Annotated in this window: 10 protein-coding genes; 5 read left to right on the plus strand and 5 right to left on the minus strand. The window is 72.6% G+C overall.

Annotated features, from left to right (window positions below; translation table 11 throughout):
- Positions 1–112: 112 nt before the first annotated feature.
- A complete protein-coding gene (gene mptB, locus GA0070621_RS12125; RefSeq protein ID WP_091194676.1) occupies positions 113–1582 on the minus strand; it encodes a polyprenol phosphomannose-dependent alpha 1,6 mannosyltransferase MptB in 1470 nt (489 codons plus the stop codon).
- Between the two features lie 406 nt (positions 1583–1988).
- Between mptB and GA0070621_RS12130 the strand changes: the two genes are divergently transcribed.
- From GA0070621_RS12130 to GA0070621_RS12140, 3 genes are read left to right on the plus strand one after another with little or no spacing between them, the layout of a single operon-like run.
- The gene (locus GA0070621_RS12130) at positions 1989–2324 is read left to right on the plus strand and encodes an ArsR/SmtB family transcription factor (protein ID WP_091194678.1); all 336 of its coding nucleotides are present in this window, start codon (positions 1989–1991) and stop codon (positions 2322–2324) included.
- Positions 2321–2803: an SRPBCC family protein gene (locus GA0070621_RS12135; protein ID WP_231921004.1), complete on the plus strand. Its 483-nt coding sequence runs from the start codon at positions 2321–2323 to the stop codon at positions 2801–2803. Before GA0070621_RS12130 ends, GA0070621_RS12135 begins: the two co-directional genes overlap by 4 nt.
- Before the next feature lie 22 nt (positions 2804–2825).
- A complete protein-coding gene (locus GA0070621_RS12140; RefSeq protein ID WP_091194683.1) occupies positions 2826–4256 on the plus strand; it encodes an alpha/beta fold hydrolase in 1431 nt (476 codons plus the stop codon).
- Positions 4257–4558: 302 nt separating this feature from the next.
- Here the strand turns inward: GA0070621_RS12140 and GA0070621_RS12145 are convergent, their stop codons facing one another.
- Positions 4559–5659, minus strand: coding sequence for a hypothetical protein (locus GA0070621_RS12145; protein ID WP_091194686.1), 1101 nt, complete (start codon positions 5657–5659; stop codon positions 4559–4561).
- Between the two features lie 355 nt (positions 5660–6014).
- Entirely contained in the window at positions 6015–7217 is a 1203-nt protein-coding gene (locus GA0070621_RS12150) for a peptidase M23 (protein WP_167666831.1), read from the minus strand.
- 227 nt (positions 7218–7444) lie between these two features.
- Between GA0070621_RS12150 and GA0070621_RS12155 the strand changes: the two genes are divergently transcribed.
- Both GA0070621_RS12155 and GA0070621_RS12160 read left to right on the plus strand, forming a co-directional pair.
- Positions 7445–8011 (plus strand): RNA polymerase sigma factor, encoded by a 567-nt coding sequence (locus GA0070621_RS12155; protein ID WP_091194688.1) that lies wholly within the window; start codon positions 7445–7447, stop codon positions 8009–8011.
- Entirely contained in the window at positions 8008–9066 is a 1059-nt protein-coding gene (locus tag GA0070621_RS12160; RefSeq protein WP_091194690.1) for a hypothetical protein, read from the plus strand. The genes GA0070621_RS12155 and GA0070621_RS12160 overlap by 4 nt, the downstream gene beginning before the upstream one ends.
- A gap of 87 nt (positions 9067–9153) precedes the next feature.
- On the opposite strand, the gene GA0070621_RS29925 is transcribed toward GA0070621_RS12160, so the two are convergent.
- Complete coding sequence (locus tag GA0070621_RS29925) at positions 9154–10419, minus strand: family 16 glycoside hydrolase (RefSeq protein WP_167666832.1); 1266 nt, start codon at positions 10417–10419, stop codon at positions 9154–9156.
- A 162-nt stretch (positions 10420–10581) separates the two neighbouring features.
- Positions 10582–13209 carry a ThuA domain-containing protein gene (locus tag GA0070621_RS29930; RefSeq protein ID WP_167666833.1) on the minus strand — a complete coding sequence of 876 codons (2628 nt, stop codon included), beginning with the start codon at positions 13207–13209 and terminating at the stop codon, positions 10582–10584.
- Positions 13210–13258 lie beyond the last annotated feature (49 nt).

The raw sequence follows: 13258 nt of genomic DNA on the forward strand, positions 1-13258 counted from the left end.
TGGCATGCGCACCGGCGCTCACCTGCTCCCCCGACCGCGCCCGTGCGGCCGGCCGCCACGCCCGCGACGCCGGTGGCGGGCGGTCACACCCGGTGCGGCGTCGGGTGCGGGCTCAGACGGTGGGTCGCACGTGCACCGCGGTCGGCTCGCCGGCCTGGAACGGCTCGTCCGCGAGCCGGGTCCACGTCCGCTGCCGGGACCGGCGCCTGGCTGCCAGGGTGGCGACCAGCACCGCCGACGAGCCCAGCACCGCACCGAGCGCCGCGGGCAGACCGGGCTGGACGCCACCGGGCAGCACCAGCAGGACGAGGACGATCGACCCGACGGCCACCGCCCGACGCGTCCCGGCGCCCCGGGCGGCGGCGGCGAGCGGCACGAGCGCCCAGAGCAGATACCACGGGTGCACCACCGGGCCGGCGAGCACCACCACCGCCAGCCCCAGCCCGAGCGCGGCCACCGGTCCGATCCGGGCGGCGCGCCGCCACAGGACCAGGTTCACCCCGACGGCGAGGACGAGTCCGGCCAGCCAGAATGCTCTGACGGTGTGCTCGATCGCGAGGCCGTTCAGCCGGTGCAACAGGTTTCCCGCCGCCCAACCGAGATCCGTGGTGATCGACATCCAGGTGTGCGCGTGGGTGGGCGTGTCCAGGGCGCGTACCCAGCCGAAGCCGGTTCTCGTCGCGGCGGTCACGACCAGGCTGGTGACGGCGGCGACGACGACGGTGCGCAGGGCGGCCCGCAACGGCCCGCGTCGACCGGCGAGGTGCCGCGCCCAGATGGGGATGACGAAGGCGAGCGCCACCGCCGCCGGAGCCTTGACCAGGGCGGCCAGCGTGATCAGTACGACGCCGAGCGTGGGCCGGCGGCGGAGCGCCAGGAGCAACCCGACGCACATCAGGCCCAGCATCACCGCCTCGTTGTGGGCGTCGCCGACCAGGTGCAGCAGCACGAGGGGGTTGAGCACGCCCAGCCACAGCGCGGCCGCCGGCGCCACCCCGCACAGGCCGGCCAACCGGGGCACCGACCAGGCCAGCAGGCCCACGCCCAGCAGCGCCAGCACCCGCATGCCGACGATGCCGGCCCAGACTCCGCCGTCGGTCAGGGCGGTCACGGCCGCGGCGAGTTGGAGGAAGACCGGACCGTACGGCGCCGGGGTGTGCTGCCAGATCTCGGGCACGTTGACGGTGAGCGGGCCGCCCAGCGCGGACGGCCCGACCTGGTAGGCGTCCAACCCGGCCGTCGTCATCGCGCCCTGGGCGAGGTAGCTGTGCACGTCGCCACTGAAGATCGGGGTGATGAGGGCGAACGGCGCGGCCCACCACGCCGCCGTCGTCGCCAGCTCCCGACCGGACGGGCCGTCGCCGGCGCGCACCGACACGCCGACCCGCCACCAGGCCAGCAGGAGCATCGCGAGGCCGGCGTAGAGCACGGACACCGACAGCGCCGGCAACGCGCGCAGGTCGTGCAGGAGGGGCAGGTCGATCGCGACCTCGCCGAGCGGCGTCACGCCGGCCAGCAGCCCGCCGCCCGCGATGACGGTCGAGCCGACCGCGCCGAGCGACCGGTCCCGGTGGATCGACACGCGGGCGGGCGAGCCCGTTCGCCCCGGTGCGGCAACGTCACGCGCAACCATCAGCAACCGTTCATCCGTCAGTTCACCTCGGAGAGGTCGTCGTTCGCGGCCTTCGCCCGCACCTCGACCACGGGGAGCGCCGGCGGTCGGGTCGCCACACCCTGCCGCCGAATCCACCGGTTCCTGGTCACCGCACCGCCCCGGGCGCGCGGTTCGGCGGCCCCTCGGGGTGCTGCGGCCAGGCGTGACCGGCAGAAGACCTCAGCGGTCGGTGTCGGGTGACGCGACCCGCGCGGGTGCCGCGCGGGCGTGCGGCCGGGTTCCCCGCGTACGGCCGGCCTAACCTGGCCGCGGCGCGCCGGGCGGTACCTGCCAGCCTTGACATGTGACCTTTTGGTCACCTATCTTGGTTGGCGTGAGCGACGACGACCTGGTGTTCAAGGCGCTCGCCGATCCGACCCGTCGCGCCCTGCTCGACCGCCTCTTCGTCCGGGACGGCCAGACGTTGACGGAGCTGGAGTCCGGGCTGGCGATGACCCGGTTCGGCGTGATGAAGCACCTGCGCCTGCTGGCGGACGCCGGGCTCGTGGTCACCCGGAGGCAGGGCCGGGAGAAGCTGCACTTCCTCAACCCGGTGCCGATCCGGGCGATCCACGACCGATGGATCGACAAGTACACCGAGCGCCACGCCGCGGCGCTGCTGGACCTCAAGTCGGAACTCGAACGCGACGAGACGAAGGAGAGGCCGTGACCACCACGACGACGACCGGGACCACCAAGGTCTACCGGGTGTACATCAAGGCGACGCCGCAGACGATCTGGGACGCGATCACCAGGCCCGAGTGGACCCGGCGGTACGGCTACCAGGCCACCGCCGAGTACGACCTCCGCCCGGGCGGCAGCTACCGCGCCCGCGCGATTCCCGAACACCAGCAGGCCGGCATGCCGGAGATCCTGGTCGAGGGCGAAGTGATCGAGGTCGAGCCGCCGGTCCGGCTGGTCCAGACCTGGCAGGCGGCCTGGCTGGACGAGCCCGCCACCCGCCTGACGTACGAGATCGCGGAACGCGGCGACGGCATCAGCTCGCTCACCGTGACCCACGAGCTGGCCGGCGCGCCGCAGACCCTGGCCCAGGTGGACGGCCAGCTCGAAGGTGCCGGCGGCGGTTGGCCCGAGGTCCTCAGCGACCTCAAGACACTGCTGGAGACCGGCCGGCCGTTGCACGGCTGAGCCAGGCGGATCGGAGCAGACGATGAGCGGGACACCCGGCGCCACCCGGCGGCTGGCGCTGACCGCCGCCCTGGTCGCCGCCGTGAGCGCGGTCGCCGCCCCGGCCGCCGCGAAACCCTCGACGACAGAATCGGGTCGGCGTACCCTCACCGGCACCATCGGCGGTGCCGACTTCCGGGTCGAACTGCCGGAGCGCTGGAACGGGACGCTGGTGCTCTACAGCCACGGGTACCTCCCGGAGGGCTTCCCGTCCTTCGGCATCGGGCTGACCAACCGGCCGCCGGACCGCTCGGAGACCGAGGCCTGGCTGCTCGACCACGGGTATGCGATGGCCGCGTCGCAGTTCGCCGACGGCGGCGTCGGCTACGCGGTCGAGCGCGGGCTGCGCGACCAGATCGCGCTGCTGGACTGGTTCGAGGCCCACGTCGGCCCGCCCCGGCGCACCATCGCCACCGGGCAGTCGATGGGTGCGGGGATCGCCGTCCAGCTCGCCGAGCGGCACCCGCGACGGTTCGCGGGCGTGGCGACGATGTGCGGGGCGTACGACACCCGGGCCACCTTCGACACCGGCCTGGACGTGCTCTTCGCCGTCCGTACCCTGCTCGCGCCCGACCGGGACATCGACCTGGTACGCCCCGACGATCCGGCCGGCAGCGCACAGGCCCTCGCCGAGGCGATCCAGCAGGCACTCACCACGCGACAGGGCCGGGCCCGCCTGGCGCTGGCCGCCGCGCTGAACAACGTCACCGGCTGGTACTCCGCGCACGAAACGCGTCCCACCGACCCCGTCGAGCTGACCGGCAACCAGGCCGAGTGGCTCCAGTACGCGTACGGTCTCGGTTTCGGCCCGCCGGGTCGGCTGGATCTGGAGCGACGGGCCGGCGGCAACCCGTCGACGAACGTCGGCGTCGACTACCGCCGGCAGTTGCTCCGGTCCGCCCAGACCCGGCAGGTGGAGCAGGCGTACCGGGCGGCCGGGCTCGACCTGCGGGCCGACCTCGGCCGGCTCGCCGCCGCCCCGCGGATCGCCGCCGACCCGGCCGCCGTCGACTACCTGCACCGCGTCGGCGTACCCGAGGGGCGGACCCCGGTGCCGGTGGTCACGATGCACACGGTCGGCGACGGCGGCGCGCCACCGCACCAGGAGCGCTGGTACGCCGACCAGGTACGCCGCGCCGGTGACCCGGGCCGGCTGCGGCAGCTCTGGGTCGACCGGGGCGGCCACTGCTCGTTCAGCGCGGCGGAGGAGATCGTCCTGCTCCGCACCCTGGTCGCCCGGCTCGACTCCGGCCACTGGCCGGAGACCGGTCCCCGGGCGCTGCACGAGGCCGCCCGGGCGCTCGGAGACCCGTACCAGCTCGTGCTCGACCTCGGGCGCACCTTCGCCGACGCACCCATGCCGCCCGCGTTCACCCGGTTCACGCCGCCGCTCCCGCTGCGACCGTCCCGATAGTCGACCCACCGGCCGGCGGGCCCCACCCGGCCGGGCCTGTCCGGCCCGGCCGGGACAACGCGGCTCAGCGCCTCGACGGCACAGCCGTCGGTGGCGGCGGACCACCAGGGGCGCGACGAGCACGATGAGCAGCACCGGCCAGCCGAACAGCTGAAGTAGAGGCCGATCTGCTCGGGCGACCGGGCCACGTGCCACATGTTGCGGCCGATCATCACCCGGCCGTCCCGCACCGCCCAACCCGACCGGGCCAGCGGACCACCGGACGCCGGCGGTGCCGGGTCGGCCGGCGCAGGGTGACTGGGTCACCGTACGGGCGGCTCCTGCGGCCGGCGGTCCGTCGGCCGTTGCGGCGCGATGGGTGTGCTGGGGAAGTCCCGATCGCCGGTCCACAGCGCCGGCACCGCGTCGGTGCTGTGGGCCAGCGCGTAGCCGATGTTCTCGTAGTTGACCCGCCAGCCGCGAAAGTGCGGCCACGACTGCGCGGCCGAGCGTTCCAGGGGGAAGCCGGCATGCTGCACGTGCGCCACCGCCTCGGCGTACTCCTCGAACGTGAGCCGGAGCGGGCCGTCCGGGCGGGGATCGGGATCGAACGGGATGTGGACGACCCGGGCGATGTCGCGCAGCGCGATGAAGCCCGAGCGCAGCATCAGCCGCGCGGCGGGGACCGTCGCCGCCGTCGGGGCCAGGGAGATGTGCATCGCGGCGGCGTCCATCACCGCGATCAGGGCGACAACCCAGCTACGGTACGGGCGCGGCGACCGGAACGACAGCAGAACGGGATAGTTCGTGTGGGTCTCGCCGATGTCCGCGGCCAGGCGCTCCCAGTTCTCGTAGAGCCCGCGCAGTTCGTCGACCGTCCCGACGAGGGCCTGCCGGGCCAGCAGCTCCGGTCCCCAGGCGGGTGGGGACACCCGGGACGCCAGCAGGGTGACCTCCAGTTCTCGCCGGTTGTACGCACCGTAGAGCGTCGGCAGGTACGCGATCTGCAGCGCGATGACCACGGGTCCGCTCGCGGCGGCGACGAAGTCCAGCGCGTTGAGCCGGCTGCGGGCGCCGGAGGCGAAGCCGAGGGTGAACAGGCTGGATCCGGCCTCCCGGAAGGAGTCCGGCCAGGACAGCCCGGAGAAGCCGTACATGAGCAGCCCGTACCCGAGCAGCAGCCCGGCCAGCCAGGACCACAGCATCACGAGCAGCACGATCGGCGCCAACCAGGCGAGGAACCGGTCGCGTGCCTCGTAGCCGTGCAGGGGCGCCGACGCCCGGCGCAGCAGCCATCGCGTGATCCGCCAGAGCACGCGCACCAGCGCCGAGCCGAGCCCGCGGGTCACCACCAGGTTGCGCAGGATGCTGCTCGCCGTGATGGCCAGGACGGCCAGACCAGCCACCGCCGAGATCCACCGCATCAGGTGGCCCCTCGGCGCAGCCGCCGGCACCGCCGGGGCGGATGCCGCCGGCGCGCGGCGGTCATCGCGACCGCCTCCGTGACATGGGCTCCCTCTCGGACCTGGCCGGCTGTCGGGGCGGCGGGGGTTCCGTCACTCTAACGCCGAGAGGTGTGGGCGCGGGCGTGGATGGCGAGCTGGGTGCGCGGCGGTGTGCCAAGGCGACCCCCCTCGACCCGCCGGCACCCCGGGTCGGGGTGCCGTTGTCGACGGCTGCGGCCAGTGCTCCACCGCCTCGAAGATCACCTCGGTCAACCGGATCGGCCGATCCCGCCGCACCGCGCCGGCGTCGGCGACGCCGGCGCGGGCACGACGGTCAGCACCAACCGTTGATCGGGCCGGCCGAGCCGGTCCACATGAAGGCGTCACTGGCCCAGGTGCCGTCGGACAGCCTGTTCCACAGCGCGGTGCTGCCCCACCGCCCGGCGTGCGTGGTGCCGTTGGCCGAGCAGGAGACGGTCACGGTGGCGCCGTCGGCGGCCGAGCCGGCGACCGCGTACCCGGTACCGGGGCCGGTACGCCGGTTGACCGTGCCGCCGCCGTTGGCGTCGATGAGGGCCTGGTTCAGCCCGAGCGCGCCGTGGTTGTAGAGCGCCCCGCCGACGTTCACCTGCGCCGAGCCGTGCAGCGCGTATCCCTGGTAGGTGCCGCCGCCGCCCATCACGACCCACTTGCCGAGGTTGTGCCCGGCGACCGGCACGTAGGCGTTGTTCTGCCGGAGCGCGAAGTGCACGTGCCGGCCGCTGGCCGCGCCGCCGCAGGTCACGTCGGTGCCGGTGTCGCCGAGGTAGGCGCCCTCGCCCACGCTCGCCCCGTTGACGCTGATGTTGTTCCAGAGGTGGTAGTAGTCGGTGGCGTAGCCCCGGTCGTGGATGACCCGGATCCATCCCCGGCACATGGTGTACGCGGTGCCGCCGCGCGCCGCGAGGACCCGCTGGTCGCCACCGGCGAGGTCGATCGAGCTCCACGGCGTGTCGCTGCCCGCCCAGCCGTGCGGGCCACCGGTGAACGACCAGGACTGGCCCAGCCCGTACGGCAGGCGCATGCCGGTGCGGTAGTCGCCGCCGGCGTACGTGGGCGCGACCTCGGTGAAGAGGGCACGCTCGCGCGGCGACACCACGCTGGCCGGGGCGGCCTGGGCGAGATCGGCGAAGCCGGCTTCTCCGTCGAGGGCGACCCGCCAGCCGGCACGTTCGCGGCGGGCGACGAACACCCAGCCCGCCGGGTAGGCGTCCTCCTCGTGCGGGGCGACGATGACGGCGGTCCCGAACGCCCACGTTTGGCCGTCGCGCCGGGTGACGGTGACCCGGGTGTCGTGGGTGCCGGCGGACCGCAGTCCCGCGTCGGCGGCGTTCGCCGCCTGGTCGAGCAGCCGGGCGGTGACCGCGGAGTTGACGCCGCCGGTCGACGGCGCCGCGGCCGCACCCGGCGCGGCGCCGGCAGCGGCGGGGGCGGCGAGGACGATCGCGCTGGCCAGCGCCGCGACGCCGACCCGGCCCCGAGTCTGAGTCCTGAACACACGCACCTCCGGATATGGGTTTGCATCGTTGCAACCGAGGTGCGGGAACAGTACCCGAAGTGATCGATAACTGTCCATGCGTAGCGGGTCGTGCCGGTGGAATCCGCGCGGGTGGGGCAGCTCGCCGGTGACGGCCGATGTGGAGGACGGTGGCCGACCCGTGTCGTTGCTCGACATTCCTGGAACCGCACTGTCACGATCGGCGCCCGATCGGACATGGGGTGAGTGTGAGCTCCGGAACTGACCACGAGGACCGCTTCCGACGCGTCTACGCCAGCAACTTCCAGCCGCTGCTGGCGTACGCCCTGCGGCGCTGCGAGCAGCCCGAGGACGCGGCCGACGTCGTCGCTGAGACGTTCCTCGTCGCGTGGCGCCGCGGCCACGAGATGCCGTCCGACGCCGAGGTCAGGCTGTGGCTGTACGGCGTCGCCCGCCGCGTGCTCGCCAACCACCACCGCACCGGCCTGCGCCGTGAGCGCCTGGGTGAGCGGCTCAGGCAACGGCTGAGGGACATCGCGGCCGCCGACCCTGGCAGCGAGGTACCCGAACGACTCGCCGTCCAGGCCGCGCTGGCCCGGCTGGGTGAGCTGGACCGGGAGGTGCTGACGCTCACCGTCTGGGAGGGCCTGGAGCCGCGCGAGGTGGCCGCGGTCCTTCAGGTGAGCCCGGCCGTGGTCCGGACCCGCCTGTCGCGCGCGCGAGCCAGGCTACGCGATCTCGTCAGTGACGACCTCGCCCCGACCGGACATGTACTCGACGTCCTGACCGCACCCGCCCCCAGGGAGGGCCGATGACCGACGAACACCTCGACCGGCTGGTCCGGGACGCCGACCCGTACCGGCCCGACGTCGTGAGACATCTCGACGGGGCGCGGCACGCCCTGCTGGAGGAGATCATGTCCGTGCCACCCGTCCATTGTCTCCTCGAACCACCGCAACCGCGTCCTCGCGGCATGGTCCGCCGCACCGCCGGCGCACTGGCCGCGGCCGCGGTGCTCACCGGCGTCCTCGCCGTGCCCGCCGTACTTCCCGATCACCAGGATGACCGCCCGGCCGCCCCTGCGGGCACCCCCGTCGTGTACTCGGCCGCAGCGCTCAAGGCCGCCGAGGACAACCCGCGGCTGCTGATCAACCGGCCCGGCTGGAAGGTGGAGACCGTCTACGGGTTCGCCAAGCAGCAGGGCACCATCCGGTTCCGCAACGGCAGGCAGGAACTGGAGATGAACTGGTATCCGGCCGGCGACTACGACGGCTTCCGCGCCGACCGGCTCACCGTCGGCAAGCCGGAGCCGGTGACGATCGACAGCTGGCCGGGTGACCGCTTCACCTACAACGCCGGCGACTTCGCGGTCCTGCTCCGCCCCCGCGACGGTGTCTTCGTCGAACTCCGCACCGGGGGCTACTGGCCCCGGGACATGCTCGACCGGGTACTCACCGACGTCGTACGCGTCGACGCGCGCACCTGGCTGGCCGCGCTTCCGGCGGAGGTCATCACGCCGGACCGGGTGGCCGTGGAGGCGGCCAAGGTGCTCGCCGACATTCCGCTTCCGCCGAGGTTCGACGCCGCCGCCCTCGGCGACATCGGCGCCAACGATCCCTACCATTTCGGCGCCGAGGTGACTGGCCGCGTCGGCTGCGCGTGGATCGCGGAATGGCTACGCGCGAGGCGGACCGGTGACGACGCCGCGCTCCAACGGGCCACCGAGGCGTTGCGCGGCAGCCACCAGTGGCGGGTGCTGCACCAGATGAACGAGAAGGGTGACTGGCCGGAGGTGTTCTGGGAGATCGCCGACGGATTCGTCGCCGGAAGCCCGAAGGCCACGTACGCCCAGGGGTTGGGCTGCGCATAGCCGGGACAAAGCCCGCCGTACGTGCGCAGGAAGGCCACCTCCCGTTTCCGGGAGGTGGCCTTCGACCTGCGTGTGCGCTGATCGGAACTAGAGCGAACGGACCCGTACGTCGCGGAACTCGATCAGGTCGTTGGTGCCGTGGTTCTGCAACCCGACGAACCCGCTGAGGAACTGTCGCAGGTCGGTCGGCGGGTCACCGGCACGGGACGACGCCTTGCCGGGCGTGTTGTCGAACTCGTTGATCACCACGCCGTTGCGGATGATCGTGTAGTGCTGCCCGACCACCCGGACCTCGTAGTCGTTCCACTGGCCCTTCGGGGTCACCCCGGCCTGGTCGAGCCCCTGCGGATCGAAGTTGTAGATCGACCCGGTCTTCTGCGACTCGCCGGTGGGCCCGTCGTAGATCTGGATCTCGTGACCGCAGTAGATCGCCACCCAGGCCTGGGAGGTCCGGGCCGAGCCGACCGTGCCGCAGCTGCCGGCCGGCCGCTGATCCAGCGGGGTCCGCGGATCCGGGAACCGGGTGAAGACCCCGCTGTTGGCGTACGTGGTGCCGGCGGAGACGTCCCGGAACTTCAGCCGCAGCGAGAAGTCGGCGAACTCGTCCTTGGCGTACCAGAGCATGCCGAGCCCGCCCGAGCTGCGGATGGTTCCGTCGCGCTGCAGGGTGAACGACCCGCTGGGCGCCTGCCGCCAGTCGGCGAGCGACGCCGCCGTGCCGTCGAACAGCGACCGGTAGCCGGCGATCTTGCCGATCGGCGACTGGGCGGCGGAGCTGTTCAGTCTGGCGGCCTCCTTGTTGTCGAGCACGCCGGCACCGCGCAGCTCGTTGACCACGCCGGCGACGTGGCTGACGAACTGGCCGTGGTTCGACCAGTTCCGCTCGTCGTCGATCAGGTCGTTGACGGTGCAGCCGCCGCCGACCTCGCGGTTGGCCACGCCGGTGTCGGTGTCCAGCAGCCGTACGGTGTCGCGGCCGTCCGGGGCGGCGCAACCGGTGGTGACGGTGATCGTCGCGGTCGACACCTGGCCGTCCGCGTACGTCACCTTCAGGGTGGCCTGGTAGGTGCCGTAGCCCGGGTAGGTGTGGGTCGGGTTGGCCTCCCGCGACGGCGCGCTGCCGTCACCGAAGTTCCACTCCCACGCCACGCCGCCGGCCCGGGCCGACGAGAACGCGATGCTCCTCGGCTGGCTCGGCGTGGCGGTCCGCCAGGCGGCGTCGCTCGCTCGCGGGGTCGCCTCGCCACCGGTGTACGCGATCCGGATCAGCTTCTGGTTCGCGTGCAGGCTGAAGAAGCCACCGGCGTAGTCCAGCATGTAGAGCGCCCCGTCCGGGCCGAACTTGGCGTCCATCCAGGACTGGAGCTGGTTGCCGCCGGAGCCGGAGCGGATGATCTGGCGCAGGTCCTCGGCGAAGGCCGGCGGGCCCTGCTCGGCGACCTTCGCCGGGTCGACGGTGACCGCGATCCGGTTGTTGGCGTTGGACTCGTCACCGATGAACCACTTGTTGTCCCGTTACGCCGGCCAGGCCACGCCGCTGCCCGTGTCGACCTTCGACCGGTGGTAGGTCGGCCCGTCCATGATGGCCTGGCCGCCCCCCTTCAGGTACGGCTGAGTGAAGGTCTCCTCGCCGACCCGGTACGTGGGCAGTCCGCTGCCGTCGGTCCGCTTCGGGTAGACCGGGCCACCGCCCTGCGGCGAGTACCAGATCATGTTGTCCCGGGCGGGCGGGATGTTGACCAGGCCGGTGTTGCGCGGCGAGGTGTTCTTCAGGTTGTCGCAGTCGTACCAGCCGGTGAGCACGTTCGCGTCGGTGGTGCTGCGGTCCCGGTAGGGCTGCCGGTTGCCCATGCAGTACGGCCAGCCCTGGTTGCCCGCCGAGGTGATGATCGTGGCGGTCTCGTACTTGGCCGGGCCGAGTTCCGGGCTTGGCCCGCCCGCGTCCGGGCCGACCCAGGCGGCGGTCAGCCAGTGGTTGACCGGGTCCCAGGCGATCCGGGCGATGTTCCGCACGCCCATCACGTAGATCTCCGGGCGGGTCTTGCCGCCGCCCTCCTCGCGGCCGGTGAAGAGGTTCCCGTTCGGGACGGTGTAAGTGCCGTCCGGCTCCGGGTGGATTCGCAGGATCTTGCCGTTGAGGTCGTTGGTGTTGCCGGAGGTACGCCGGGCGTCCTGGAACGAGGTGCCCTTCCACTCCTGCGTCCAGTTGTTGCCGGAGTAGCCGTCCGAGCCGCCGGAGGAGTTGCTGTCCCCGGACCCGATGTAGAGGTTGCCGCTCTCGTCGAACGTCATCCCGCCGCCGGCGTGGCAGCAGCTGTGGATCTGGGTGTCCCAGTGCAGCAGGTCCTTGCGGGTGCCCTGGTCGATCGCCTGCTTCACCGGGTCGTAGCTGAACCGGGAGACGGTACGCTGCCCGATCCGCCGGTCCCGGTCGATGGACTCGTGCGGCATCCAGTAGGCGTACACCCAGCCGTTCTCGGCGAACTTCGGGTCGAGGGTGATGCCGACCAGGCCCTCCTCGTTCTTGACCAGCTCGCTTCCGCTGCCCCGGTTGCCCATCACGGCGAGCGTGGTGAGCAGCTTGACCTGCTTGGTCTTCGGGTCCCAGCGGTGGATGGTGCCGCAGCCGAGGCCGACCTTCGGGTCGTCCCAGCTCACGATCGGGCCGCTCGGGCAGGCCGCCTTGCCGATGTAGAAGACCCCGCCGTCGGGGGCGACGGTGAGGCCGTGCGGCTCACCGATCTGGTCGAGCTGACCCGACTGGTTCGTGGTGGTGAGCCGGTCGATCCGGTAGTTCGACGCGATGGTGGCCTGGCAGTCGCCGCGGACCATCCCGGCCGTCCACCTGATCGCCCCGGCCAGATGGCTTTGGAACTGCTTGTCGCTGGTCCAGCTGGCCTCGGTCCGGCCCATGCCGGTGTAGAAGGAGCGACCACCGTCGTAGTCCTGGCACCAGGAGATCGGGTGGAACGCGCCGTTGCCGCTCAGGCCCGGGTTGTACGTGTGCTCCTCGACCTGCGCGACGGTGTGGACCTTGCCGATCGGGCTGGGGTCCCAGTTGATCCACTGGTCGGAGCGGGTCCAGGTCAGCGGCAGGCCCTTGTTGGCCGGGTGCTGCCGGTCGGTGACGTCGACCGTGGCCTTCTGCACCGTGCTGTCCGGCGCCGGGCCGGCGTCCGGCCCGATCAGCCACAGTTCGGCGAGCTGGATCAGCGGCTCGCCGCTGTTGGCGGTGACGTTCAGCCGGTAGTGCTGGTAGGCCGTGGTGTTGGTGAAGCCGTACTGCTTGGTCTGGAACCGCTGCGGGAAGGTCTCGTTGCTGCGGGTGTCCAGGTCGGTCCAGGTGGTGCCGTCCGAGGAGCCCTGGAGGGTCCAGTTCTTCGGGTCCCGGCCGGGGAAGTCGTTGGCCGAGGTGAGCGCGTACCGGCTCACCGCGACCGGCTGCGCCAGCTTGACCGCGAGCCACCCGGTCGGCGAGAAGGTGAGCCACTTGGTGCCCGTCGACCCGTCGATCGCCTTCGCCGCGGTCTCGTTCGGCGGGTTCTCCCCGCTGGCCGTGGCCGAGACGGGCTTCTCGGCGTTCGGCAGGCTGGTCGCCGGGCGGGTGCCGATCAGGCCGGTGAACCAGGACGACTCCGGCTGGGCGCGCGCCGCGTCGTGGACGCCGACGAAACCGCCACCGCCCTTCACGTACGCCTGGAAGGCCGCCTCCTGGGCGTCGTCCAGGGTGACGCCGTTGGCGGAGAGGAACACCACCGCGCGGTAGCGGGCCAGGTTGCCGACGGTGAACACGGCCGGGTCGGCCGAGTCGTCGACGGTGAAGCCCTGCTGCTCGCCCAGGTCACGGATGCTGGCGGTGGCCTTGGCGACCGGGTCGTCCTGCTGGTCCACCGGCCCGTGGAAGACCAGCACCCGGACCGCGGCGGCGGCCTCGGCGGCGACCGCCGGGGTTACGGCCTGGGCGGGCAGGGCCAGCATGCCGAGCGCCAGGGCGGCGCTGGAGGCCAGGGCGCCGACGCGGCGGGGTCGGCCGGCCCGGCGCGGCACGGTCAGGGTGGGCGGTGGGGGTGTGGTGGATCCCGTCGAGTCGGCGCGGAGGCGTCCGACCCATCGGGAGAACCGGAAATGGCGTCTGTCGGCCATCTCGACTCCTCCTGGGTTGAGGGACAGGTTCTTTCCGGGCATTCCTTCG

Source organism: Micromonospora narathiwatensis (assembly GCF_900089605.1).
Taxonomy (GTDB): Bacteria; Actinomycetota; Actinomycetes; order Mycobacteriales; family Micromonosporaceae; genus Micromonospora; species Micromonospora narathiwatensis.

Bases quoted from the DNA above. Each gene is read 5' to 3' on its own strand.
- GA0070621_RS12145 (WP_091194686.1), bottom strand. From the start codon at position 5,659: ATGCGGTGGATCTCGGCGGTGGCTGGTCTGGCCGTCCTGGCCATCACG.
- GA0070621_RS29930 (WP_167666833.1), bottom strand. From the start codon at position 13,209: ATGGCCGACAGACGCCATTTCCGGTTCTCCCGATGGGTCGGACGCCTC.
- GA0070621_RS12160 (WP_091194690.1), top strand. From the start codon at position 8,008: ATGACCGACGAACACCTCGACCGGCTGGTCCGGGACGCCGACCCGTAC.
- GA0070621_RS12140 (WP_091194683.1), top strand. From the start codon at position 2,826: ATGAGCGGGACACCCGGCGCCACCCGGCGGCTGGCGCTGACCGCCGCC.
- GA0070621_RS29925 (WP_167666832.1), bottom strand. From the start codon at position 10,419: ATGGACGCCAAGTTCGGCCCGGACGGGGCGCTCTACATGCTGGACTAC.